This window comes from Streptomyces sp. NPDC045470, from assembly GCF_040646595.1.
Taxonomy (GTDB): Bacteria; Actinomycetota; Actinomycetes; order Streptomycetales; family Streptomycetaceae; genus Streptomyces.
The window spans coordinates 147,571-172,545 of record NZ_JBEZAN010000002.1; the positions used below are offsets into that span (position 1 = coordinate 147,571).

General features: G+C 70.3%; 23 protein-coding genes and 2 pseudogenes. 9 read left to right on the forward strand and 16 right to left on the reverse strand.

The window, feature by feature from the left end:
* Window positions 1-581 precede the first annotated feature (581 nt).
* The 15 genes and pseudogenes from AB0A97_RS07010 to proS all read right to left on the reverse strand — a co-directional run bounded on the left by AB0A97_RS07010 (window position 582) and on the right by proS (window position 13,494).
* Window positions 582-2,198 carry a YifB family Mg chelatase-like AAA ATPase gene (locus AB0A97_RS07010; RefSeq protein WP_361145682.1) on the reverse strand — a complete coding sequence of 539 codons (1,617 nt, stop codon included), beginning with the start codon at window positions 2,196-2,198 and terminating at the stop codon, window positions 582-584.
* Window position 2,199: 1 nt separating this feature from the next.
* Window positions 2,200-2,568 carry a YraN family protein gene (locus tag AB0A97_RS07015; RefSeq protein ID WP_361147305.1) on the reverse strand — a complete coding sequence of 123 codons (369 nt, stop codon included), beginning with the start codon at window positions 2,566-2,568 and terminating at the stop codon, window positions 2,200-2,202.
* Between the two features lie 515 nt (window positions 2,569-3,083).
* Window positions 3,084-3,392, reverse strand: a complete 309-nt coding sequence (locus AB0A97_RS07020) for a DUF2469 domain-containing protein (RefSeq protein ID WP_003980220.1) — start codon at window positions 3,390-3,392, stop codon at window positions 3,084-3,086.
* Between the two features lie 38 nt (window positions 3,393-3,430).
* The gene (locus AB0A97_RS07025) at window positions 3,431-3,919 is read right to left on the reverse strand and encodes an NUDIX hydrolase (protein ID WP_361147307.1); all 489 of its coding nucleotides are present in this window, start codon (window positions 3,917-3,919) and stop codon (window positions 3,431-3,433) included.
* Window positions 3,920-3,992: 73 nt separating this feature from the next.
* Window positions 3,993-4,721, reverse strand: coding sequence for a signal peptidase I (gene lepB / locus AB0A97_RS07030; RefSeq protein ID WP_361145684.1), 729 nt, complete (start codon window positions 4,719-4,721; stop codon window positions 3,993-3,995).
* Between the two features lie 219 nt (window positions 4,722-4,940).
* A complete protein-coding gene (gene lepB / locus AB0A97_RS07035) occupies window positions 4,941-5,945 on the reverse strand; it encodes a signal peptidase I (protein ID WP_361147310.1) in 1,005 nt (334 codons plus the stop codon).
* Window positions 5,887-6,822, reverse strand: a pseudogene (gene lepB / locus AB0A97_RS07040) (signal peptidase I); the annotation flags it as partial. The gene lepB (AB0A97_RS07035) and the pseudogene lepB (AB0A97_RS07040), both read right to left, overlap by 59 nt.
* A 325-nt stretch (window positions 6,823-7,147) precedes the next feature.
* A complete protein-coding gene (gene lepB, locus AB0A97_RS07045; RefSeq protein WP_361147313.1) occupies window positions 7,148-7,918 on the reverse strand; it encodes a signal peptidase I in 771 nt (256 codons plus the stop codon).
* A 393-nt stretch (window positions 7,919-8,311) separates the two neighbouring features.
* The gene (gene rplS / locus AB0A97_RS07050; protein WP_031007308.1) at window positions 8,312-8,659 is read right to left on the reverse strand and encodes a 50S ribosomal protein L19; all 348 of its coding nucleotides are present in this window, start codon (window positions 8,657-8,659) and stop codon (window positions 8,312-8,314) included.
* 132 nt (window positions 8,660-8,791) lie between these two features.
* Complete coding sequence (gene trmD / locus AB0A97_RS07055; protein ID WP_361145687.1) at window positions 8,792-9,601, reverse strand: tRNA (guanosine(37)-N1)-methyltransferase TrmD; 810 nt, start codon at window positions 9,599-9,601, stop codon at window positions 8,792-8,794.
* A complete protein-coding gene (gene rimM, locus AB0A97_RS07060; RefSeq protein WP_361145690.1) occupies window positions 9,601-10,209 on the reverse strand; it encodes a ribosome maturation factor RimM in 609 nt (202 codons plus the stop codon). Before rimM ends, trmD begins: the two co-directional genes overlap by 1 nt.
* 195 nt (window positions 10,210-10,404) lie before the next feature.
* Window positions 10,405-10,644, reverse strand: coding sequence for an RNA-binding protein (locus AB0A97_RS07065; protein ID WP_003980229.1), 240 nt, complete (start codon window positions 10,642-10,644; stop codon window positions 10,405-10,407).
* Between the two features lie 2 nt (window positions 10,645-10,646).
* On the reverse strand, window positions 10,647-11,084 hold the full coding sequence (gene rpsP / locus AB0A97_RS07070) for a 30S ribosomal protein S16 (protein WP_030018410.1): 438 nt from the start codon (window positions 11,082-11,084) through the stop codon (window positions 10,647-10,649).
* Window positions 11,085-11,239: 155 nt separating this feature from the next.
* Window positions 11,240-11,830 carry a hypothetical protein gene (locus AB0A97_RS07075; protein WP_361145694.1) on the reverse strand — a complete coding sequence of 197 codons (591 nt, stop codon included), beginning with the start codon at window positions 11,828-11,830 and terminating at the stop codon, window positions 11,240-11,242.
* A 248-nt stretch (window positions 11,831-12,078) separates the two neighbouring features.
* Window positions 12,079-13,494, reverse strand: coding sequence for a proline--tRNA ligase (gene proS, locus AB0A97_RS07080; RefSeq protein ID WP_361145697.1), 1,416 nt, complete (start codon window positions 13,492-13,494; stop codon window positions 12,079-12,081).
* Window positions 13,495-13,713: 219 nt separating this feature from the next.
* Here proS and AB0A97_RS07085 point away from each other — a divergent pair, with 219 nt between their 5' ends.
* From AB0A97_RS07085 to AB0A97_RS07125, 9 genes and pseudogenes are all read left to right on the forward strand, one after another.
* Window positions 13,714-14,589, forward strand: coding sequence for a methyltransferase domain-containing protein (locus tag AB0A97_RS07085; RefSeq protein ID WP_361145700.1), 876 nt, complete (start codon window positions 13,714-13,716; stop codon window positions 14,587-14,589).
* A 405-nt stretch (window positions 14,590-14,994) separates the two neighbouring features.
* A complete protein-coding gene (yhfZ, locus tag AB0A97_RS07090; RefSeq protein ID WP_361145703.1) occupies window positions 14,995-15,942 on the forward strand; it encodes a GntR family transcriptional regulator YhfZ in 948 nt (315 codons plus the stop codon).
* Between the two features lie 146 nt (window positions 15,943-16,088).
* On the forward strand, window positions 16,089-16,460 hold the full coding sequence (locus AB0A97_RS07095; RefSeq protein ID WP_361145706.1) for a PRD domain-containing protein: 372 nt from the start codon (window positions 16,089-16,091) through the stop codon (window positions 16,458-16,460).
* Window positions 16,457-16,813, forward strand: a complete 357-nt coding sequence (locus tag AB0A97_RS07100) for a DUF2620 family protein (RefSeq protein WP_361145709.1) — start codon at window positions 16,457-16,459, stop codon at window positions 16,811-16,813. The genes AB0A97_RS07095 and AB0A97_RS07100 overlap by 4 nt, the downstream gene beginning before the upstream one ends.
* A 97-nt stretch (window positions 16,814-16,910) precedes the next feature.
* Window positions 16,911-18,326 (forward strand): YhfT family protein, encoded by a 1,416-nt coding sequence (locus AB0A97_RS07105; RefSeq protein WP_361145712.1) that lies wholly within the window; start codon window positions 16,911-16,913, stop codon window positions 18,324-18,326.
* 36 nt (window positions 18,327-18,362) lie between these two features.
* A pseudogene (locus AB0A97_RS07110) lies at window positions 18,363-19,283 on the forward strand (phosphotriesterase); the annotation flags it as partial.
* Between the two features lie 214 nt (window positions 19,284-19,497).
* Window positions 19,498-20,643: an aminotransferase class V-fold PLP-dependent enzyme gene (locus tag AB0A97_RS07115; protein ID WP_361145715.1), complete on the forward strand. Its 1,146-nt coding sequence runs from the start codon at window positions 19,498-19,500 to the stop codon at window positions 20,641-20,643.
* 5 nt (window positions 20,644-20,648) lie between these two features.
* The gene (locus AB0A97_RS07120) at window positions 20,649-21,836 is read left to right on the forward strand and encodes an alanine racemase (RefSeq protein WP_361145718.1); all 1,188 of its coding nucleotides are present in this window, start codon (window positions 20,649-20,651) and stop codon (window positions 21,834-21,836) included.
* Window positions 21,833-23,083, forward strand: a complete 1,251-nt coding sequence (locus AB0A97_RS07125; protein WP_361145721.1) for a phosphopentomutase — start codon at window positions 21,833-21,835, stop codon at window positions 23,081-23,083. Before AB0A97_RS07120 ends, AB0A97_RS07125 begins: the two co-directional genes overlap by 4 nt.
* Window positions 23,084-23,193: 110 nt before the next feature.
* Here the strand turns inward: AB0A97_RS07125 and ffh are convergent, their stop codons facing one another.
* Window positions 23,194-24,753 (reverse strand): signal recognition particle protein, encoded by a 1,560-nt coding sequence (gene ffh / locus AB0A97_RS07130; RefSeq protein ID WP_361145724.1) that lies wholly within the window; start codon window positions 24,751-24,753, stop codon window positions 23,194-23,196.
* Window positions 24,754-24,975: the final 222 nt, after the last annotated feature.

Here is a 24,975-nt window from a genome sequence, read left to right on the forward strand (position 1 = left end):
CTCCCTGGCGCTCGCCGTGGAACAGCCCTCGGTCCCCCGCATGTCCCTCTTCCCTTCCCCTTCTTCGATTACCGATTCCTCGTCAGCCGAGCAGCGCCGTGTAGTCGAAAGGGGTAATCGGTAACTGAGTCGCCATACGTCGGTCTGCCGGGCCAGCGATCGCGGCCAGGCATCATCGTCTGCGGCCCGCTGCCCGCCTTCATCCGTCATCCGTTCGGCCCTACGCTCAGGTCACGGACGTTCTCACCCGCCCGAGCTAAGGCGAAGCACGAGATGACTGTGCTCGCTCCCCCTCCCCCCTCCCCCTCCCTTCGACCGTCGGCGAGCGGCGGACCGCGGGCCGCGGGCCGCGGGCCGCGGGCGACCGTCAGCCACCGGAACACGGATCGCCCCATCGTCGCGGCACCACATCCGCCCGCCGCGCGACGCCCTTCCATGCGCATCACTTCCGCGCCCAACGCCGCGGCGGCATTCGCAGCACCACACCGGCAACACCACACCCGCAGCGCCGGGGCACGCCTACCGCAAGGGCCGCCGGCTAGCCCAACAACCCGACCGAAGGGGCGCGCGCCTCTCCTCGCTCACCTCACCCCCGCTGCCAAAGGCACCCCCCGCCTGATACCCGTACGGAGTTCCAGAGCCCAGTTGATGTCTTCGGCCGTCGGGCGGTCGTGGCCTGCGAGGTCGGCTGAGGTCCAGGCGACCCGGAGTACGCGGTCCATTCCGCGGGCCGTCAGGAGGCCGGTTTCGAGGTCGTGTTCTGCCTGCGCCATCGCGCCCGGGGCGACTTGCCAGCGCGTTCGCAATTCGTGTCCCGGAACCTCACTGTTGGTGCTCCATGGCGTGTCCGTGAGCCGGGCTGCGGCGCGGTCGCGGGCTGCTCGTACTCGTTCGGCCACTTCGGCAGTGGTTTCGGCGCTCTGGGCGAGCGAGAGCAATTCGGAACGTGCGACGGGCTCCACCGCCACCCGCAGATCGACCCGGTCCATCAGCGGACCCGACAACCGGGCACGGTAGCGCCGGATGGTGGACGGGCGGCATTCACAGCCGCCTCCGAGTGTGCCGTGGCGCCCGCAAGGACAAGGGTTGGCAGCCAGGGCCAGCAGGAACTTCGCCGGCATCCGCATCATTCCGGCGGCCCGTGCGACTACGACGTATCCCGATTCCAGCGGCTGCCGCAGCGCGTCCAGTACGCGGGCATTGCATTCGGCTGCTTCGTCGATGAACAAGACGCCGTGATGCGCCAGCGACACGGCTCCCGGCCGGGGCAGGCCGCTGCCGCCGCCCACGAGCGAGGCCATCGTCGCGCTGTGGTGAGGCGCGCAGTACGGGGGGCGATCCACCAGTGGCTGCCCCGGCGGCAGGGCACCGGCCACCGAATGCACCGCCGTCACCTCCAGGGACTCCTTGGGCGAGAGACGGGGAAGCAGGCCGGGCAGGCGTTCGGCCAGAAGGGTTTTCCCAGCTCCCGGAGGGCCCAGGAAGAAGATGTGGTGGCGTCCGGCTGCCGCCACCTCCAGGGCTCTTCGCGCGCTGTACTGTCCGGCGACGTCCGACAGGTCGGGCAGCCGGTCGCCGATCGTGCGCTCCGTCCCCAGCCCGGTACCGGGTACGGCCAGGCCGGCCAGCAGAGAATCCGGGCGTCCCTCGGCGGCCGCGTTGTCTTCCTCTTCTTCCGGCACCGGTTCGTCGGTGAGCACCGCGATCAGCTGCCTGAGGCTGCGTACGCCGAGGACGGAGACGCCCGGGACGAGCGATGCCTCGGCCACGGTCTTCTCCGGTACGACCACCTGGCGGTATCCGGCGTCGGCCGCCGCCAGGACGGCCGGGAGCACTCCGCGCACCGGTCGGACACGGCCGTCCAGCCCCAGCTCACCGATCATGACGAGGTCGGACAGTTCCCGCGGATCGATCCGTTCCGCCGCGCCGAGCACCGCGCAGGCCACGGCGAGGTCGAACCCACTGCCGCCCTTGGGCACGGAGGCCGGGCTGAGGCCGACGGTGAGCTTCTTCTGCGGCCATTCACCGCCGGAGTTCACAACGGCGGCCCGTACTCTGTCCCGCGATTCGATCAGGCTCTTGTCCGGCAGTCCGACGAGTGCGAAGGCCGCCACTCCCGGCTCCAGATCCGCCTGGACCTCCACGACCACGCCTTCGACCCCGACCAGTGCGACCGAGCACGTGCGGGCGAATCCCATGTCAGGTCGCTCCCCGCACATGCTCCAGAACCGGTGCGCCACGTGACGGCAGCAGCACTCCGACCACGTCGATGCGCACTCCGCCGGGCGGTGGGCCGCCGTGTTCCTCCAGCCAGCGTTCCGCCAGGCGCAGAAGGCGGGCGGCCTTCTCCGGCCGTACGGCCGCCATGGGGTGTTCGTACGAGCCCGCACGGCGGGCCTTGACCTCGCAGAGCACCAAGGCGTCACCGTCGGCCGCCACGATGTCGACCTCGCCGTCCTGACATCGCCAGTTACGGTCCAGGATGCGCATGCCGACGGTGGTCAGGTGCCGTGCCGCCAGGTCTTCCCCGTAGCGTCCGAGCGCTCGGCGCGCACTGCTGACGGGCAGGTCGTAGGGAGCGGTGGCCGGCCCGATGGGGTGTCTGGGGCGGCGGGGGCGGGAGCGTCGGGAGGCGGCTCGGGCGACGGTACGGGAACCGGGCGGGCCGTCTCCGCAGCTTGTCACCGACCGGCCGCTCCGGACTCGCGGTGTTGCGTCGCACGGCTCCCGCGGTACGCCATCCAGCCCTCGTGGCCTGTCCTCCGGGGGTGACGGGCCCCCCGCATCCACCGCTGCCTGAGCGCGTCCGTCAGGCTGATATTTCAGGGAGCTTTGCTCACGCGGATGTCCCTGCGAGTCCCTCTTGCGCCGGTCAGGTCGGCGATTCTTCTCGTCCGTGGCGTTCACTCGGCACCACCTCCGGCACCGACTGTGACGCTTCAGCCACGAAATGTTGGATCTTGGTGGACTACCGAGCGGTTGTGGACAACTTCGTCACTCGCCCAGGTGAGGCCCCAGCATCTACGACCCCTTCGAGGCCGACGCCAGGCCCAGCGCGCCTGCCCTCGACCGGCTCGGCGGTCTCAGCTCCCCGGAAGATCCAGGTCACTCTTGTTCAGCTCCTCGATGTTCACGTCCTTGAACGTCAACACCCGTACCTGCTTCACGAACCGAGCGGGCCGGTACATGTCCCAGACCCATGCATCAGCCATGGAGACCTCGAAAAAGACCTCGCCCTGTACGGAGTGCACCTGCATCTCGTAGTCGTTCGTGAGATAGAAGCGACGCTCGGTCTCGATCACGTACTTGAACAGCCCGACGACATCGCGGTACTCCCGGTAGAGCTTCAGCTCCATCTCGGTCTCGTACTTCTCGAGGTCCTCGGCGCTCATGGCAGATCCCCTTCAGCCGTGCGTCCCCCTATTGTGCGTCAGACGCTCTCGGTAGCCAGCAGCACCGGCGCGTCAGGGGGCCCTTCGTCGAGCAGCCTGCGCAGCAGCTCGGCGAATTTCGTCGGATACACCGTCTCATGCGACACGGAAAGATCTTCCAGAGTCCACCACCTCACTCCCGACACGCTGCGCCGCTCAAGATCTGTCTGCCCCGACATCTCGGTTGCAGTCCGGTCGGTACGAGCCAGGTAGTACCACTCGTCCTGTTCCCAGCGCCTGCCGTCGAAGGGGAAGGCGCAGCGCCGCTTCCACAGCAGCGGCCCCAGTTGTACGCCGACGATCCCCGTCTCCTCGGCCAGCTCCCTGTGTGCGGCCTCCTCACGGGTCTCCTCGCCCTCCAGCCCGCCCCCCGGCGTGAACCACCAGGTGCGAGAGGGATCGCCTGGTTCATAGCCGTTCAGCAGCAGGACCCGGTCGTCCGGGTCGAGCAGTACTACCCGTGCGACCTGGCGCACCTCCACCGGCAGCCCCCCGAGCGTCTCAGGCTCCTCGGACACCTCATACGCCCCGCCCTCACCCGTAGCATCAGCGCCCGTCACGTCAGCCATTCCTGCGTCTCCTCCACCGCGCCAGCGGCCCGTACGCCGCGCCGCCCAGAATCATCACCGCTCCGACGACGACCGCGACGACGATGACGCGTACCGGCCCGGGCTGCGACGTGCCGCCGGGCATCGCCGCGAAGCTCTCCGGCCGTTCCACCACGCCCATGTTGCCGACCGGCCACGCTCTGGCGTCCACCCGCGCGTCCACGGCCTTGCGCGACACGGAGCCGTGGTCGGCGTCCTTGAGGTGCGTGCGGGAGTCCAGGGAGTCATTGCGGTGATCGCCGAGGAGGAAGAGCTGGCCCACCGGTACCTTGGAGCTGAAGCCGGTCGGCGAGGCCGGGCCCGTGGCGTGCAGATACGGTTCTTCGACAGGCTTGCCGTTGATCGTCAGCCGGCCGTCCTTGCTGCAGCAGGCGACCGTGTCGCCGCCCACCCCGACGACCCGCTTGATCATCGGCACATCGCCCCACACCGCGTCCCGGAAGACCACGACGTCCCCGCGCCGCACCTCGGAGCCGTCCACCCGCTCGGCCAGCACCCGGTCCCCCACTCCGATCGTCGGGGCCATCGAGTCGGTCGGCACCGTATAGGGGCGGTAGGTCAGCGCTCCCCATACGAAGCCGCCCAGGAACAGCACACAGCCGACGGCCACGACCAGACCGGACAGCACACTGCCCGTCGTCCGGCCGCGGCCGTCGACCGTACGCGCCTTGCTGCTGCTCATCCCAGCGCTCCCGCCCCGCGAACGACCCGCGTCGAAGATCTGGGACGGCACCCTACCTGGGGGTACGTACCCCAGTCAGCACCATGAGCCGGGACGATCTGCCGACGTACGCACGCGACGCCACGACGCTGTGACGCTCACCAGGAGAGCAATCCGGCACCGTCGACCTCTGTCCTTCCGGACCGCACACCTCATGCGCGGTCCGGTACGGTCACCCGCTCAGTCGGACGCCTGCTCCACCGGCTGCGCCGCCCTCGCGACCCGCCTGCGGCGCCGCCACAGCACGATCGGTACCGCGCCCGCCAGACCGAGCGCCGCCGGCGTCGCCGCCATGGCCTTGTTCAGCGCGGGCTGGTCGAAGGTGTCCGGCACCGACAGCCACGACCAGCGGTTGACCGGCCAGGCGATCGTGAAGGCGCGCCCCACGACCTGCTTGACCTCGACCGTGCCGTTGCCCTTGAGGTTCGTGTGATAGCGCGAGTCGAGGGAGTCCTGGCGGTGGTCGCCCATGACCCAGATGCTGTCCTTGGGCACCTTGATCGGCCCGAACGGCTTGTCGCCGCACGGCGTGTTGCCCGGGTAGAGGTACGAGTCCTCCTTCAGGGCCGTGCCGTTGACCTTGACCGGACCGGTGCCCTGGCACTCCACGGTGTCACCGCCGACGGCGATGACCCGCTTGATCAGGTCCTTCTCCTCGGCCGACGGCATCAGGCCGATGAAGCTGAGGACCTGCTGGATCGCGTTGGGCTCGGGCGTGGGCACCTCGTTCAGCCAGCCGCCCGGGTCGTGGAAGACCACCACCTCGCCCCGTTCCGGTTCGGAGCCGAACCACGGGGTGAGCTTGTCCACCAGTACCCGGTCACCGCGCTGCAAGGTGTCCTGCATCGAGTCCGACGGGATGGAGAACGCCTGCACCAGGAACGTCTTGATGATCAGCGCCAGGATCAGCGCGATCCCGATGAGGATCGGCAGCTCTTTCCAGAAGGCACGCGGCTTCTTGCCCTTCTTCACGCTGCCGCTCTCCTCCTCGTCCCCCGGTTGTTCCTTGTCCAACGGCACTCCCACACCCTCCGGTCGACCGGGGCCGGCCGGCTGTCCCGGACCCGCCGCCCGCGCCGGACCCGCCGGTCCCCCCGGCCCACCGGACGCGGCGGACTGTGAGGACTCACCGTTTCCCGCCGGCTCTTCGGGCTCTCCGGTTCCGGACCGCGCGCCGACCGCCAAGTCCCCCACATCCACTCCTTACTCCACGCCACTGCCTGCCCGATAGCCGGTGCAGGCCCACCACTCCCATAACGAGCGGGAGTTCCGCAGGGGTCGGGAGTTCGGACAAACCGTCGGAGGACACACTATGCGGAGCCCGCCCCGCCGTCGCCCTCGCGTCCGGCGCGTCGCGCACGGTCGCATAGGTGTCAGGCTCCTCCAGGCGGCGCCAGTGTCCCACCGGCCAGGCGATGACCACGGCCCGGCCGACCACGTTGTCCACCGAGATCGTCCCACGGTACGGCTCGTCCAGGTGATACCGCGAGTCCGCCGAATTGGAGCGGTGGTCGCCCATCACGAAGATCCGGCCGGCCGGAACCTTGACCTCGAATGTGATCTGCGAGGGCACATCGCCCGGATGTATGTACGGCTCGTTCAGGGGGGTGCCGTTGACCGTGACATGCCCTTGCTTGTCGCAGCACTTGACGGTGTCGCCCCCGACACCCACCACTCGCTTGATCAGGTCCTGCTCGTCGGCCGACGGGAGCAGACCGATGAAGGTCATGAACTCCTTGATCTGCTTGACCACGACCGGATCGTCGGCGGAGGTGACCTGCTCGTCCTTCAGCCAGCCCCCGGGGTCCTTGAAGACCACCACGTCGCCGCGCTCGGGTTCCGAGCCGAACCAGGGGGTGAGCTTGTCCACCAGCACCCGGTCGCCGATCCGGATGGTCTCTTCCATGGAGCCGGAGGGGATCACGAATGCCTGGACGAGGAACGTCTTGAGCACCAGCGCGATGGCCAGCGCCACACCGATGAGGATCGGTATCTCTTTGAGATAGGAGCGACGCCTGCGCCGTTTGATGCGGCGCGCCTGGCGCCGCCGTGCGGCACGTCCTCCAGTGGCGGGCCTGGTCGTTCGCGTGCTGACGCGCGCGCCGTCGCCGGCCCCGGCTCCTTCGCCATACGAACCGTCCCAGTGACCTGCGCTTTCGTACGGGCTGCCACCGTGCCCCGCGTACGAGTCAGCCCTGTAGCCGGTTCCGGAGCCGGGCCCGTGGTCGGTTCCGTACTCGGGCGCGCTGGTTCCATACTCGGGCCCGCCGGTCCCATACTCGGACCGGAACGAAGCGGACCCGTGCGAGCCGCCCCCGTATGCCTCTTCCCCGTCCGACTCATCCGCGCCCGCGGCCCCCTGATGCCCGTGCCTGGGCCGCCCCCGGCTACCCATGGCTGCCCGCCGCGCCCGGTATGCCGTCGAAGGCGCGCGGGCGGTGCAAGGCCGTCCAGTGGCCCACCGGCCAGGCGATCCAGTCGGCACGGCCGATCACCTTGCCGACCGGGACGGCGCCGCCTCCTGGTTGGCCGAGGTGGTCCCGTGAGTCACGTGATCTGCCGCGGTGGTCCCCCATGACCCACAGCTTTCCCTCCGGCACCACGATGTCGAACGCGTCGGAGGACGGTTCGTCCCCCGGGAACAGGTAGTCCTCGTCCACCGGCTCGCCGTTCACCTTGATCCGCCCCCGTTTGTCGCAGCAGGTCACCCGGTCCCCGCCGACGCCGATCACGCGCTTGATGTAGTCGGTGGCCGCGGGCTCGGCCAGCCCCAGCGCCGCGCCCGTTCCCCTGATCAGCCCTGTCACCGGGTTCTCGTCGGGTTCGCTCTGCAGGAACGAACCGGTGCCGTCGAAGACGATCACGTCGCCCCGGCGCGGTGCGCCGCCGAAGCGGTACGCAAGCTTGTTGACCAGCACCCGGTCACCGACCCGCAGGGTGTTCTCCATGGAGGAGCTGGGGATCAGGAAGGGCTGTACGACGAAGGCGCTCACCAGCAGGACGAAGGCCACGCAGGTCGCGAGCAGCAGAACGGGCCGGTGCCACAGAGCGGACACGCCTGCTCCGAGCCAGGACCCGAACCGCCGGATCCGGGACGGCCGCCGTTGCGTTCCCCCCTCCGGGGCCAGCGATTCCTTGAGCGGCGCCTCCTGAGGCAGCGCTTCTTGGGACGGCGCGTTTCGATCATGCGATCGCGTGGCCTGTTCCGACCGCTCCTGCGGGCCCGTATCCCTCTCCGCCCGCCCCTTCGAGCCGGTGTACCCCTCAGACCGGCCCAGCGCGCCCCTGCCCCCCTCCGGCCGATCATCCGGCTCCGGGGGTCCCTCCGTACGCCCCGTAGGCCCTGCGCCCCCTTCCACCCGCTCCTCGGACCCGAGGAGCTCGCCCGTCCCCTCCGGCCCGGAGGAAGAGGGCGCGGAAAAACGCGCGGAGCGCGACCCCTGCTCCGGCCCCGGTTCAGGAGCGGGAGAGCGGTCGCGCTCCGAAAGCTGTGCGTCGGTGTCCATCGGACCCTGAGCCTATCCGGCCGGTCCAGGACGCCGGACGTCTGTTCAGTTGTCGCGCTTCTCCTTGATCTTCGCGGCCTTGCCGCGCAGCTCACGGAGGTAGTACAGCTTGGCGCGACGCACGTCACCGCGGGTCACCAGCTCGATCTTCTCGACGATCGGGGTGTGCACGGGGAAGGTGCGCTCGACGCCGACGGAGAAGCTGACCTTGCGGACTGTGAAGGTCTCGCGGACACCCGCGCCCTGGCGGCGGATGACGACGCCCTTGAACTGCTGCACACGGGAGCGGTTGCCCTCGATGACGCGCACGTGGACGTTGACGGTGTCACCCGGGCGGAAGGCCGGGATGTCGCTGCGCAGCGACGCGGAGTCGACGGAGTCGAGAAGGTTCATGACCCACTGCTTTCTTCGCTGATGCCACAGGTCATCAACGGAACTGGAGAATTGCGTTGAGGTTGCCGTTCCGTCGGGCGGGCGTCGTTCCCCCTGTGGCAGGGGCGCGCGCCGGACGCACACAGCAGCGGCCTATTCTTCCACGCCGTCGGCCGTACGCCCAAATCGACCGCCCGTTCCCTCGGCCCACCCGAGGATCGAGAGGGTCTCGCGGTCCTTCTTGTCGAAGGCGGCCGGGTCGGCGCGCTCGATGAGGTCGGGGCGGTTGCGGTCGGTGCGGCGGAACGCTTCGTCCCTGCGCCAGCGGGCGATCTTGCCGTGGTGGCCGCTGAGCAGCACCTCGGGGATGCCGCGGCCGCGCCACTCGGGAGGCTTGGTGTAGACGGGGCCTTCCAGGAGGTCCGCCATCGCACCGGGGGCGAAGGAGTCGTCCTGGTGGGAGGCCGAGTTGCCCAGTACGCCGGGCAGCAGCCGGGCGATGGCCTCGACCATCACCAGGACGGGGGCCTCGCCGCCGGCCAGGACGTAGTCGCCGATGGAGACCTCGCGGACGTCCACGCGGTCGCCGTACTCCTCGATGACGCGGCGGTCGATGCCCTCGTAGCGGGCCGGCGTGAAGACCAGCCAGGGCTTCTCGGAGAGCTCCACGGCGAGCTGCTGGGTGAAGGGCTTGCCGCTCGGCGTGGGGACGACGATGACCGGGTCGCCCTCCTGGGAGTCGATGACCGAGTCCAGCGCCTCACCCCACGGCTCGGGCTTCATGACCATGCCAGGGCCGCCGCCGTACGGCGTGTCGTCGACGGTGTTGTGCTTGTCGTGGGTCCATTCCCGCAGGTCGTGGATGCGGACGTCCAGCTGGCCGCGGGCGCGGGCCTTGCCGACCAGGGAGACGTTCAGCGGTTCCAGGTACTCCGGGAAGATCGTGACGACGTCGAGCCGCATCACACGTCCTCGCCGGTGCCACGGGCCGGTGCGGCGCCCTCCGCCTTCGGGGCCGCGGCCTCCTCGGACGTGTCGCGGGCCGAGGCCACCTCGGCCTGGCTGTCGTCGAGCAGGCCGGGCGGGGGGTCGACGACCGCCTTCTGCTCCGCCAGGTCGATCTCCGGCACGATCTCGGAGACGAACGGGATCATGATCTCGCTGCCGTCCGGGCGGCGGACGATCAGCAGGTCCTGGTAGGGCAGGTGGGAGATCTCGGCGATCCGGCCGACCTCGATGCCGTCGCGGGTGACCACGTCGAGGTCGACGAGCTGGTGGTCGTAGAACTCCTCGGGGTCCTCGGGGACCTCTTCGGGGTCGATCTCCGCGATCAGCAGCGTGTTCCGCAGCGCTTCGGCGCCCGTACGGTCCCGTACACCCTCGAAACGCAGCAGCAGGCGTCCGCTGTGCACCCGGCCGGTCTCGATGGTCAGCGGACCGGTTGCGGGCGGGTCCGTAGCCAGTACGGCGCCGGGCGCGAGCCGCAGCTCCGGCTCGTCGGTACGCACCTCGACGGTGACCTCGCCCTTGATGCCGTGGGCGCGGCCGATCCGCGCGACTACCAGCTGCACAGTGCCCCTCTTCGCGGCCGGCCGCCCGCCGCTCGCCGCGGTGGCGGTCCTCGCCTCGTGTTCGTCAATCGGTGATAACGGTCATACGTGCATCGTCGCAGATGCCTACGACAACGGGCCGGGGCGAGCCGTAGCCCTCCCCGGCCCGTGCCGGTACTGCCTGGTCCGGGAAGTGCCCCGGTACCCCGGTTCTGCTCAGCGGACCTGGTCCACGTCGACGAGGTCGACCCGGATACCGCGGCCGCCGATGGCGCCTACGACCGTCCGCAGGGCGCGCGCGGTGCGGCCGTTGCGGCCGATCACCTTTCCGAGGTCGTCGGGGTGGACCCGGACCTCCAGAACGCGCCCGCGGCGCAGGGTGCGCGAGGCGACCTGCACGTCGTCGGGGTTGTCGACGATGCCCTTTACGAGGTGCTCGAGGGCCTCCTCGAGCATGATCAGGACTCGGTCGACTCGGAGGTGGACTCGGCCTCGGCCTCGTCCGCCTTCTTGTCCGCCTTCTTCGCCTTCGGGGTGATCGCCTCACCCTTCGGCTCGTCGCCGTCCTTGGCCAGAGCCTCGAACAGGGCGCTCTTGTCAGCCTTCGGCTCGGCGACCTTCATCGGCGCCGGGGCGGGCAGGCCCTTGAACTTCTGCCAGTCGCCGGTGACCTTGAGGATGGCCATGACGGGCTCGGTCGGCTGCGCGCCGACACCCAGCCAGTACTGGACACGCTCGGAGTCGACCTCGATGCGCGACGGGTTCTGCACCGGGTGGTACAGGCCGATCTCCTCGATCGCCCGGCCGTCACGGCGGGTGCGGGAGTCGGCGATGATGATGCGGTAGTGAGGCGCGCGGATCTTGCCCAGACGCTTCAGCTTGATCTTGACTGCCACGGGAGTGGTGTCTCCTGGTCTTGACGTGGTTGGGCACAACGGGATGCCACGTGGGGTTGCGGTACTCGGGTGCCCGATGGACGCGCCAGCCGGAGGAGAGAGGGGTCCTGTGCGACTGTCGAGTACAGCTGACCATTGTGCCACACCACTCCAGGTCAGCCGACCGCAGCCACCTCGGGGATCCGGAAGGGCTTGCCGCAGCCGCCGCAGACGATGGGCGCCTGCGCCAGCACGGACGGAACGACCCGGACATTGCGCCCGCAATCGCAGACGGCCTTGACGCGCACACCACCGCCGGAGGAGCCGTGCCGGGCGGCCGGGCCCCGGAAGCTGCGGGCGCTGTCGGCCGTGGTCGCGGCGGAGTGGGCCTTGAGGGCTCTGGCGAGCCGCTCGATGGTGGGGCGGTAGCGCCTTCTGGCCTCGGGGTTGAGCGTGACCAGTGAGAAGCCGCTGCTCGGGTGCGGCTCGTCGACGTGGTCGAGGCCCAACTCCTCGGCGATGGAGAGGAATCGGCGGTTGTGGTAGCGGCCGGCGCGTGAGGTGTCACGGACGCCGCGGGCGGCGGCGATGCCGTGGACTGCCTCATGCAGCAGCCGTTCGAAGGAGAGCTCGGCCCCACAGGCGGACGAGGACTCTCCGATCAAGGACTCGGGCGCGGCCAGATCCGGCAGCTCGGGGTGGTGCCGTTGAATGTCGGCCCACGCGAGCGCCAGCTCGGCGGCGAGAACAGGCGGTGTCGTGCTCACGTCGTGACAACGAGCCGGGCCCATCCAGTGTTCCGATTACGGGGCATCTCAAATAATTTGCACGTACCGGTCAGTTTCTGGTCATGGGTTTCGAGGACGGCGTGTGCGCAGAACTGCGGAGAAGGCGCGCGTCGGGTGGCAAGCCGGGGCGTACCCGCGCGTACGCCCCGGCGCGTAAGAGACGGGTACGCGCCGGGACAACCGTTGCCCGTGGGCCGCGACGTGCCACCGGTGGAGCCCGGTGGGGCTCAGTAGGCGCGCGCGACGACCGCGATCGTACCGGGGGCTTCGTCCGTGTCGGGCACCGACCCGTCCTCGGCTACCAGACACCGTACGGTCGCCGCCCCCTCGGCGAGCCGGGCCTCCCCCTCCGGGCCGAGTGCCGCCCACGGGATGCGGGCCCAGCCGCCCGAGGCCGCCACCTCGGCGGCCTCCTCGGCCGTCGTCACGTCCGACGTGCGCGACTGCCGGCGCTCACGGGACTGCCGCAGGAGGAGCGCCTGGTCCTCCTCCAGGACGGCGGGGAGCAGGGAGGCGAGCGCGTCGAGCCGGACCGGTTCCTTGCCTCCGGGGATACGGCGGACGAGCACCGCGGTGCCGTTCTCCAGGTCGCGCGGACCGACCTCGACCCGGATCGGTACGCCCTTCAGCTCCCAGTCCACCGCGCGGCGCCCGAAGGGGACGTCCGTACGGTCGTCGACCTGGACGCGCACCCCCGCCGCCCTCAGGGTGTCGCCGATCCGCTGCACCTCGGCCAGTACGGCGTCGTCGCCCTTGACCGCGAGAACCACGGCCTGGACCGCGGCCAGTCGGGGCGGGACGCGCAGGCCGTGGTCGTCACCGTGCGACATGACCAGCGCTCCGACCATGCGGGTGCTGCTGCCCCAGGAGGTCTGCCAGACGAGTTCCTGCGCGCCTTCCTTGGAGAGGTACTGCGTGTGGAAGGCGCGCGCGAAATTCTGGCCCAGTTCGTGGCTGGTGGCCATCTGGAGGGCCTTGCCGTCGCCCGTCATCGCTTCGAGGGTGAGGGTGTTGACGGCGCCGGCGAATCGTTCCGCCGGAGTCTTGCGCCCGGCCACCACGTCGACGGCGAGCACGTTGACCATGAAGTCGGCGTAGACGTCACGGTGGATGCGGGCGGCGTAGTCACGGGCCTCCTCATAGGTGGCGTGCGCGGTGTGCCCCTCCTGCCAGAGGAATTCCGTCGTACGGAGGAACACCCGCGGCCGCATCTCCCAACGGACGACGTTGGCCCACTGGTTGATGAGCAGGGGGAGGTCGCGATAGCTCTGCACCCACTTGGAGAAGTACTCGTTGACGATGGTCTCGGAGGTGGGCCTCACGACGGCCGGTTCCTCCAGTTCCTTGCCGCCGCCGTGGGTGACCACCGCCAGTTCCGGCGCGAAGCCCTCGACGTGCTCGGCCTCTCTGGTCAGGTACGACTGCGGGATCAGGAGCGGGAAGTAGGCGTTCTGGGCGCCCGCCTCCTTGATGCGCACGTCCACCTCCCGCTGCATCCGTTCCCAGAGCCCGTACCCGTACGGCCGGATGACCATGGTGCCGCGCACCGGTCCGTTGTCGGCCAGCTCGGCCTTGCTGATCAGATCCTGGTACCAGCGGGGAAAGTCGTCCGCCTGGGGTGTGAGAACGGGGGCCTTTGCCATGGCGCGCATGGTAGGGGCGCGACACCCGGTATCGGCAAACGAAATTGCACCCCGGCGCACTGAGGGGCGCGCGGGAGACAACCCCGGCGCAACCCTGGACTCCGAGCCGGATGGGGAGTTGTCTGGAATGCGGGGGCGCACGACGCGAACACAGGGGCGGGACACGGGGGAGATCGACCACTGACAGCTTCGGGTTCTCGGCGGATTGGGGCGCTTTCGATGACACCCACGCTCGTACGGCATCACCTCCGGCAGTCCGGCTCTCCCGGTTCTCACGACCCATCCGCACCGGCCGACTCCCGTGGACGCGCCCGCGACTGGGCCGAGATCCAGGAACGGATGCTGGTGCCGCTGTACGAGGCCGTCTACGACCGGGTGGGCGTCGGCCCCCACACCAGGCTGCTGGGCCTGGGGTGCGGTTCCGGACTCGCGCTGCTGATCGCCGCGGCCCGCGGAGGGCAGGTCTGCGGCGTGGACGCGGACGAGGAACGGCTGGATCTGGCGCGGGAACGACTGACTCCCGACTCCTCGCGCGAAGCCCGAGGCGACGCGGCGCGAGCCACGGTCCTGGCGTGCGGCGGCCCCGAGCGGGCGGCCGCCCCGGACGGCTCCGCGTTCAACCTGGTGACGGCCCTTCACCCGGTGGGCTGTGTCAGCAGCGTCGATGGACTGACGACTTCGCTGGTGACGGCCGCCGGTCTCGCGGAGCGCGGCAGCCCGGTGGTGCTGGGCGGCTGGGGGCCTGTGGAGCGGTGCGCCACGGCGAGTGTGCTGCGGGTGGCCCAGCGGCTGGCGGACCCGTTGCGCACGGCGGGCGGCTGGCGGCCCAGCGGCCGGGACGACCTCGAAGACCTGGCTGACCGCGCAGGGCTGCGGCCCGACGGGTCGGGGCGGGTGGCCTGCCCGTTCGGTTACGGCAACCTGCCGAGTGCGGTGCGCGGGCTGCTGTCCACGGGGCTGTTCGACGCGGCGCTGGAGGTCACCGAGCAGGCTCAGGTGGAGAAGGAGCTGAGTGAGGCGCTGCATCCGCACCAGCGCCCGGACGGCACGGTCTGGATGGCGAACGTGTTCCGCTATCTCATCACCCGCACGTGATCCTTTCCGCAGCGATTCCTTCCGTCTGCCCGCTGCCTCGGTCCGCGTCTCTTCCGCTGCTTCGTTCCCTTGTTCTTTCGACCCTTTCGGCTCCTCCGGCTCTTGCAGCTCTTCCGGCCCCTTCGCCTCTTCCACCCCTTCCAGCTCTTCCGGCCCATTCGGCCCATTCGGACCTTTCAGTTGTTCCGTCTTTTCCGACGGCCTGACCGCCGGAGCCGGCCGTTCTCGACCGGGCCCCGCCCGTCACTGGGACGTGACGGGGCGACCGGGGGGGCGGCCCGGCCGGGTTCGCAGCGTTGTCTCCCTGCCCCGCCCGGGGTGGGAACGCGCGTCAACGTCGAGGTGTCAGGCGTTCACCCGTGCGAGGTATACCCAATATCCAGAATTCTGTTTACTGTCGTTTCCATGAACAGCATCGACGAACGGTTCCTGACCCGCAACGGGCACACGGCCCGGCGGCTCTCCGCGCTACTGATCAACCAGCCCACCGAGGGCGACGCCGCGCGACTCCCCCGGGTCCGCGACCTCGCCACGGAGCTCGGGGTCGGCAACGGGACGGTGCAGGCGGCACTCCAACTGTTGGAGGAGTCGGGTGCGATAGAGACCGTGGCCCGCGGGCATCTCGGCACCTTCCTGGTGCGTGCGGACCGCGGCATACTGTGGCGCCTCGCAGGGCTGGGCACCGTCCTCGCCGCGATGCCGCTGCCTCACTCACGCCGTCATGAAGGCTTGGCCACCGGACTGCGGAGCGCCTTCGAGGAGGCCGGCGCGCCCTTCGCCATCACCTTCATGCGCGGTGCCGCCTCGCGGGTCTCCGCCCTGCTGGACGGCAAGGTCGACCTGGCGGTGCTGTCCCGCTTCGCCGCCGACCGATTGATGGAGCAGCACCCCGTCGACCTGATCGCCGACCTGGGCCCGGCCACGTATGTCGGGGGACACGGGGTGCTCCTGCGGCGCGGCGTCCAGCTCGACGCCGACGGCCTGCGGGTCGCCGTGGACACCGCGTCGGAGGGGCAACGAGCGCTGGCCGAGCAGGCGTTCGCCGGCCGTCAGGACGTGACGTGGCTGGAGAGCTCGTTCATACGGCTCCACGACCTGTTCGCGCAGGACAGGGCCGACGCCACCGTCTGGAGCCTCGACGAGGTGCCGGGGCAGCTGGGCGACGAGGTGGAGGTGCTGCCGCTCGACGACAAGATCCCCGGCGATCTGTCGCTGCGCAATTCCAGCGCGGCGCTGATAGCCCGCAGTGAGGGCAGCGAAGCGCTGGCAGCCGTGAGCGGCTCACTAGATCTGGGAGCCGTCACCGGTCTTCAGGACGAGGTGCTGCGAGGGGAGCGCATTCCTTCCTACTGAGACGGCCTTGGCGGCCGGCCGGGGGCGAGTCGTCTCCGTCGCTCCGAATGGGTCATCGGGGTGTCTGCACGCAGGCGCTCCCCCGCAGTCGCAGACCGATGCGCAAGACGCCGAATTCTTCTACCGATCACCAGGGGGGGGCGGGCATGGAAGCCCTGCTCGCGCAGCGGATCCGCATCTTCGTGGAGAGCGGTCAGGTGCGGTCCGAGGTCGCTGATTTTGTACGGACCGAACTGGACGCGTTGGCCGCCGACGGGTGCATGGTCACCGAGGAGACCGCGGGGATGCTCACCAGCCATCTGCTGATGGCGCTGACCCGGCTGCGGAACGGCGATTCGGTGGTGGCGTTCCGCACCGACGACATAGCGGCGGCGGAGCTGGCCGACCATCCCCAGGCCGTCCGGCGGGCCCACGCCGTCTCCGTACGGGCCGAAAGCGCCTTCGGCTCTCCGTTCCCCGAATCCGAGATCAACTTCCTGGCGATGCATTTCGCCCTCCTGCGAAGGGACACACCATGACGACCATCCTCACCGGCGGTGTCGGCAAGGCCGAGGTCGCGGACGCCGTGGAACGGCTGGCGCTGGCCGGCGTCGAGGTCGAGGTCAGCAACGACATGGAGGCGGCAGCACGGCTGCGGGCCGGCCGGGCCGACTACTTCCTGGGCACCTGCCAGACGGGGGCCGGGGCGTCGCTGGGCGTGCTGGTCGGGCTGATGGGCTCCGCCGTCTGCCACACCTTCGGCCGCTCGGTCCCCTCGGCGGGCGAGATCAACGCCTTGCTGGACCAGGGCAAGAAGGTGTTCGGCTTCGCGGTGGACCAGATCGACGCAATCACGCCCACGCTGGCCGGCGCCATCGTCGCCCGCGCTTGACCGCAACCTGACCGTGCCGGGCTGTCACCGGCTCGGCACCCCGGCCTGCGAGGGCCGTGCGACCCGATGACCTGCCAGGGCACAAAGGAGTGACTCTGTGAGCAGCACCGTCTTCGCCGCGAGCACCGGTCTCGACTTCCCGCTCGCGCAGCAGTTGACCGTCGTGGCCCTGTGCGCGCTGACCGCGTTCCTCTCGCACCTGGCGCTGGCCGTCTTCAACGACGGTGTACGCCCCTTCATGCTCGACTTCGTCCAGGGCCGTACGACCCGGAGCGCCACCACGGCGGTGTCCTTCGGACTGTCCGCCGGGTTCATCTTCGGGCTGGGGGCGCCGATGGCGCTCTCCTCGGGGGTACTCAATCCCTGGCTGCTGTTCCTGCCCACCGACGTGCTGGGCATCCTCGCGCCGAAGAAGTGGCTCGCGCCGCTGCTCGGCGGCGCGTGGGGCGCGGTGGTCGTGTTCGGGCTGGACGGGGCCAACGATCTCGCGCACGATCTGCCGGTCGACTTCCTGACGGCCATGCAGCAGATGGCGACGCCGATCCTCTTCCTCTTCACACTCTTCCCAGTGCTGGCGATCACCAGACAGTTCGGGAGGTTGCGCGGGGTTCTGGCGGGTGGGGCGGAGCTGGCGCTCGTGGTGCTGACGATGAAGGTGTGGCCGGAAGTGTTCGCGGGGGCGCCGGCCATGGCGGTCGGGGTGCTTCTCCTCATCGGGTTCGCGGTGGCGAAGGACGTACGTCGGCGCCGGGCGGAGCGTGTCGCAGCAGGAGGGGCGACGCCCGCGCAGGGGCAGGCTCCGGGTGATCCGAACACGGGGAAGGGGCAGGCTCCGGGTGATCCAGCTGCCGGTGGGGCGCCGGGTGAGGTGGATCCGATGGCGTCGCTGTTCGGCTCCAGCGCGGCCCGGTTGCGCCGGCACCTGCCGTTGTTCATGGTGCTGGGCGCCGGTGTCTGTCTGCTGGCTCAGCTGCATGTGTTCGGCGGTGGGGAGGCGACCAGTTTCCTGGTCGCCAAGGGGCAGTACGCGGAAGCGGCGCAGGTCGACTTCTACCGGGCGCTGGGGTTCATCCCGCTGATCGCCACCACCGCGCTGGCCTCGGGGGCGTACGGCATCGTCGGTTTCACCCTCGCCTACCCGGTCGGATATCTGCTGCCGAGTCCCTGGCTGGCGATGGCCTGCGGAGCGTTGATCTTCGCCGGTGAGGTGCTGGCCCTCAGCTGGATCGGAAAGGTGCTGGGCGCGCTGCCATCGGTGCGTGACTCCTCGGAGCACCTGCGTGCAGCCATCGGCGACACCCTGCAACTGGCCATCCTCTTCGGTTCCTTGCTGGCGGCCGACGCCATGGGCGGCGGGCTGGGGATTCTGATAGCCGGCGGGCTCTATCTGCTGAACGAGGCAGTGGGCCGGGTGGTGGTCCGGATGGCCGCCGCTCCCGCCGCGGTCGTCGTCACCGGCATCGTCCTCAACCTCCTCCACTGGCTGCACCTCTTCACCCCGGTCAAGAGCTGAGCAGGCGTGCAGGGGATGTCAGAAAGGCAGTGCGTGATGAATTCTCTTGTGCGGACCGTCACCGGGCCGCTGCCCGTGAGCGCCGTGCGGGGCCCCGTGCTCGCCCATGAGCACCTGGCCCTCGATCTCACCCGGGCCGCCGACCGCGCGGCATTCCTTGGAGCCCGACACGCCACAGGGGTCGCCGGCGAACTGGCGGCCCTCCGGGAGCAGTTCGGTTTGGGGCTGGTCATCGAGCTGACCTGCCGCGGCATGGGGCGGAACCTCGCGACACTGGCGTGCATCTCCCGGGCGTCGGGGGTGGCGGTCGTCGCGGGCACCGGCTGGTACCACGAGCGATTCCATCCGGATGAGGTGGAAGGCGCGAGTGTCGAGGAACTGGCCGACATCCTGGTCGAAGAAATCACGGGTGGCTCGGGCGGCGACGGCGTCCTTCCCGGCGTCATCGGGGAAGTCGGCAGTCACGGTCGTGCGCCGAGCGGGCCGGAGGTGCGTACGCTCACCGCGGCCGCCCGCGCTGCTGTCACGACCGGCCTGTCGCTGGCGACCCATGCCCAGATGGGGTACGGCGGCCCCGCCCAGCTGGAGCTGCTGACCGCGGCCGGGTTGGCGCCGCACCGGATCAGTGTCGGGCATCAGGATCTGCGCGACGATCCCGTGGCCCATCGGGAGCTGGCGGCGGCGGGAGCGTACGTAGCCTTCGACACCATCGGCAAGGAGCACTACCAGAGCGATACCACCCGGTTGCGGTCACTGCTCGCGCTGCTGGAGGCCGGGCACGCCGATCGTGTACTGCTCAGCTGTGACATCTCCCGGCACAGCTATCTGGTCGGTGCGGGAGGCCAGGGGTACGGGCACCTGTTCCGGTCGTTCCTGCCGCGGGTGCGGGCCGCCGGGGCCGACGAGGAGTTGATCGATCTGCTGACCCGTCGCAATCCGCTGCGTTTCCTGACCGGTGGAGGCGGCGGCGGGGACAGAGATGGGGACGGAGCAGCCGAGCCGCGGGCAGCAGCCCGGCCGGCAGGGCAGCCGGTCACCGCGCCGGCCCTTGGTACCGGAGCAGCCCTTGGTACCAGGGCAGCCCTTGGTTCCAGGGCGGCTTCTGCTCCTGGGGCAGCTTCCCGCCCGGCTCCCGGCGCCAGGGGTGCCGGGCGGGGTGGGAGGTGGTGACATGAGTGTGCGGCTGCCCAGGACGTTTCCGTTGCCGACGGTCTCGGTGGAGGACGCGGTGATGAACCAGTTTCGGCTGGTGGAGTGCGTGGCCCGGCATTTCGAGGGCCGTCAGCTCTTCGAGGCGGACGCGGGAGTGGTGCCGGGGCTGGGCCGTCCGCGGACCACCGCGCGGGTCGAGGCCGTCCTCGCGGACTATTTCGGGGCTCCCGCCGCCGCGCTGGTGCAGGGTGCGGGGACGGGGGCCATCCGGGCCGCGCTCGGCGCCGTGATCGGCGCGGGTGATCGGCTGCTCGTGCACCGTGCGCCGGTCTACCGCACCACCGGTGTCACTCTGCGCGGGTTGCGGGTGGAGGCCGTCGAGGTGGACTTCGAGGACCGTGCCGCGCTCGACCGGGCCCTGTCCTCGGGCCGGTTCCGGTGGGCCTTCGTGCAGTACACCCGGCAGCGGCTGGCGGACTCCCACGACCCGGGCGCAGTGCTCGCCTCCTGCCGGGCAGCCGGTGTGCAAACCATCGTGGACGACAATTACGCGGTCTTCCGTGTCCCGGCGTGCGGTGTGGAACTGGGCGCCGACGCTTCCTGCTTCTCGCTGTTCAAGCTGCACGGCCCGGAGGGGGTGGGAGCGGTCGTCGGTGCACGCGACGTGGTGGAGCGGGTGCACGACGACAACTACTCGGGCGGCGGTCAGGTGCAGGGGCATCAGGCGCTCGATGCGCTGCGTGCGCTCACCCATGTCCCGGTGATGTGGGCGGTGCAGTCCAGGACGGGTACGGAAGTCGCCGAGCGGCTGGCGGCCGGGGAAGTGCCCGGTGTCGCCGAGGTACGGATCGCCAATGTCCAGGACCGTTGTGTACTGCTGAGGCTGGACCGGCCTGTGGCCCAAGCGGTGCCGGGGGTCGCGTCCCGGTACGGGGCCGCGCCGTACCCGGTCGGTGCCAACTCCCGGTACGAGATCGCTCCGCTCGTCTACCGGATGTCCAGCTCGGCCCTGGAGGACGCTCCGGAGCTCGCCGACTGGACGGTACGCGTCAATCCGATGCGGGCAGGCGCGGACCTGGTCATCGACATCCTCCGCCGTGCGCTGCGTGACCTGGACGCCGCCGGCACCGCGCCCGGTGTTCCCGGGTGCGGGAAAGGGGGCTGACCACGATGTTCCTTGACGCGGTCCTCGCACGTAACCCGCAGTTGGTCGACCATGCCGCCGAGCTGCACCGCACCGGAAGGGTCCAGCCGGACACCTACGTCGTCGACCTGGAGACCGTCGAGGCCAATGCCGCGCTGCTGGCGGCGGAGACGAGACGGTGGTGCCTCGGTCTCTGGCCCGTGGTCAAACAGGTCGGCCGCAACCCCGAACTGATCCGGGCGGTGGCCCGGCACCTGCCCCGCTTCGCCGCCATCGACGCACCGGAAGCCCGTGCCCTGCACGCGGCGGGCGCGCGGTTCGGGAACGTGGGCCACCTGGTGCAGATTCCGCACCGCGCGCTGCCCGAGATCCTCGCCTGGCGCCCGGAGGCGGTGACCGTTTTCGATGTGGCCAACGCCCGAGCCGTCTCGAGGACCGCCCGCCGACTGGGCTGGGTGCAGGACATCCTCGTACGGATCGAGGGTGCGCCGAGGCTGGTGCATCCCGGGCAGGAAGGCGGTGTACCGCTCGGTGGGCTGGCGGAGTTCGCGGCCGAGGTGGAGCAGTTGCCCGGAGTCCGTGTCGCCGGGGTCACCGGATTCCCCTGCGTCCAGTGTGTTCCCGGAACCGGGCAGCCGCGTCCCACCGCCACTTTCGCACGCGTCCGCGAGGCCCGAGCGGTGCTGGCTGCCCGCGGGCATCCGGACCTGAAGCTGAGCGCTCCGGGCGTGACCTGCGCGGCCACCCTGCCGCTGCTCGCCGAGCTGGGTGCCACGCACGGTGAGCCCGGCCATGCCCTCACCGGCACCACACCGCTCCACGCAGTCGACCTGGACCAGCCGGAACGGCCCGCCTACGTCTATGTCACCGAGGTCGCGCATGTCCTCGCGGACGGCCGGCCCGCTCTGCACGGCGGCGGCTTCTACTCCAGGTCCGGGGTCGAATCGGCGCTGATCGCCCGTACCGGCGCACGGCTCGTCGTCCAGCGAGCCCCGGCCGAGAACATCGATTACCACCGTCTGCTGGCTCCCGGTGACGCCAGGCCCGGCGACACGGCCGTCCTCGCGTTCCGTACCCAGGTCTTCGTCACCCGCAGCACGGTCGCCGTCGTCGCCGGCCTCGCCACCGGTTCCCCGCGGCTGATCGGCCGCCATGACGCGCTCGGTCGGCCGCTTCCGGAGGGTGCGGACGGGAAGGGTGCGGGTGGGCCATGAGCAGGATCGTCATCGTCGTCATCGACGGTTTCGGCATCGGGGCGATGCCCGACGCGGACACCCAGCGCCCCGGCGACGCCGCCGCCGACACGCTCGGCCATCTCCTCGACCGGCACCGCGCGACCACCGGCCGGCGTCTGCCGCTGCCCACGCTGGCAGCTCTCGGTCTCGGCCTCGTCCACCCTCATCCGGACCTGCCGCGGGAGCCGTCACTGCCGGTGGCCGTGGGCCGCGCGGCTCTCGGCTATCCGGGGGCCGACACGTACGCCGGGCATCAGACCATGATGGGAGCCGACTGCAGCCGGGTGACGGTGGCCCGGCTCGCCGATCACCTCGACGAGGTCACCGTGGCCCTGCGGGCGAACGGGCACGGTACGGACAGCCTCGGCGGGCGGCCCCTGCTGGTGGTGGACGGGCGGGTTCTCGTCCACGACAACCTGGAGGCGGACCCGGGCGTCAACTGGAACGTCTCCGGCTGCTTGGCAGACGTCTCGTTCACCGACGTTCTCCGCATCGCCCAGGTGGTGCGCTCGGTGGCGCCCGTCGCCCGGGTGATCGCCGTGGGCGGTCACGCCGACGCTCCGCTGCCCGCCTTCGTACGGGAAGGCGCCCTCGGCACGGTCGGCCTGGACACCCCGGCGAGCGGCTTCTACCGGAACGGTGGGCTGGCGGTGCAGCATCTCGGCGCGCCGTTGGACCGGGCCCGCCGGCTGCCGGAACTGGTGGCGGGCACGGGTGTCCCCGTCACGCTCGTGGGCAAGGCCGCGGAGGTGCTGGCCTGCGACGCGGCGGTGCGCCGCCCTGCCGTGGGCACCACCGACGTCTTCGCGCTCACCCTCGACGCCCTCCGGCGGGATCCTGGCACGGCGCTGATCGTCAGCAACGTCCAGGAGACCGACCTGGCGGGGCACCAGCAGGACGCCCCTCGGTACGCCTCCGTGCTCCGGCGTACCGATACGGGTCTGAGCACGCTGCTGCCGCTGCTCTCCTCCCCCGGCGACCGCCTGATCGTCACCGGTGATCATGGCAACGACCCGGTGATCGGTCACGCCTGTCACACCCGGGAGTACGTCCCGGTCCTGATCCACCGCCCGGAAGCCGCCCGGGCGGAGCGTCTGCCGGCGGCCCGGACCTTGGCGGACGTGGGGGCCACGGCGGCGGCCGCCCTGGGACTGGGTGCCGCCGCCCTCGGCAGCGGCGCTCCACTCCTGAGGCCGGCGGCAGGATCGGCGGGTGTACCGACATGACCGCACGGACGAGCCCCCGGCCGGGGCTCCGGCCAGGGGCTCGATCACGCAGCTACGCGCCGTGCACGGCCCCGGAGGCGGCGGGTGCCGCCCGGAGGCCGGGGTGGGCGTCAGCCCATGAACTTCTTGAATTCGTCGGGCAGTTCAAAGTTCTTCGCGTCGTCGCCCTGCGGCAGACCCAGCGGATTGCCGGACTGTGCGGCCTCGCGGCGGGCGGCAGCTGCCTCCTCCTCGGCCTTCCGCTTCATCGGGTTGCCGCTCTTGCGCTTGCCCTTGGCCTGCTTCTGCTGCTTCTTCTTCTTGGCGCCGCCGCCACCCATGCCCGGCATCCCCGGCATGCCAGGCATTCCCGGCATGCCGCCGCCCTGGGCCATCTTCGACATCATCTTGCGGGCGTCGAAGAACCGCTCGACCAGGTTCTTGACCGCGCTGACGTCGACGCCGGAGCCCTTGGCGATACGGGCACGGCGCGAGCCGTTGATGATCGTCGGCTCCTGGCGCTCGGCCGGCGTCATCGACTTGATGATCGCCGCCGTACGGTCGACCTCGCGCTCGTCGAGGTTGTTGATCTGCTCCTTCATCTGCCCCATGCCGGGCAGCATCCCGAGGAGCTTGGAGATGGAGCCCATCTTGCGGACCTGCTCCATCTGGGCCAGGAAGTCGTCGAGCGTGAAGTCCTTGCCCTTGCTGCTCGCCAGCTTCGAGGCCATCTTCTCGGCCTCTTGCTGGCTGAAGGTCTGCTCGGCCTTCTCGATCAGCGTGAGCATGTCGCCCATGCCCAGGATGCGGGACGCCATGCGGTCCGGGTGGAACGCGTCGAAGTCGTCCAGCTTCTCGCCGTTGGAGGCGAACATGATCTGCTTGCCGGTGACGTGCGCGATGGAGAGCGCGGCACCACCGCGGGCGTCGCCGTCCAGCTTGGAGAGGACCACGCCGTCGAAGCCGACGCCGTCGCGGAACGCCTCGGCGGTGTTGACCGCGTCCTGGCCGATCATCGCGTCGACGACGAAGAGGACCTCGTCCGGCTTGACCGCGTCGCGGATGTCCGCGGCCTGCTGCATCAGTTCCTGGTCGATGCCGAGGCGGCCGGCGGTGTCGACGATGACCACGTCGTGCTGCTTGGAGCGGGCGAACTCGATCGAGTCCTGAGCGACCTTGACCGGGTCGCCGACACCGTTGCCCGGCTCCGGCGCGAAGATGGCGACGTCGGCGCGCTCGGCGACGACCGAGAGCTGGTTGACGGCGTTGGGGCGCTGCAGGTCACAGGCGACCAGCAGCGGCGCGTGGCCCTGCTGCTTGAGCCAGTTGCCGAGCTTTCCGGCGAGGGTCGTCTTACCGGCACCCTGCAGACCGGCCAGCATGATGACGGTCGGCGGGTTCTTGGCGAAGCGGAGCCGACGGGTCTCGCCGCCGAGGATGCCGATGAGCTCCTCGTTGACGATCTTGATGACCTGCTGGGCGGGGTTCAGCGCCTGGGAGACCTCGACGCCGGTCGCCCGCTCCTTGACCTGCTTGATGAAGGCCCGGACGACGGGCAGCGCGACATCGGCCTCCAGCAAAGCGATCCGGATCTCGCGCGCCGTGGCGTCGATGTCCGCCTCGCTCAAGCGGCCTTTGCCCCGGAGGTTTTTGAAAGTACTCGCCAAGCGGTCGGAAAGCGTATCGAACACGGCGGTCGTCGATCCTCGGGGTCGGGGGCAGGGTCAAGTCGGCTTCTAGGGTATCCGCACAGGCAAGCAACGTGTCCCTGCCCGCCGGGGAAGGGCGCCGGGACAGGCCCCCGTACGACTGCGGGGGCGGTGCGCAACCAGCGCGGGCGCCCCTTGCGCACCCCGCACCCACCGTCTCACGGAGGCGCGGCATCCGGGGAGCCCGCGCCGTCTACGGAGACG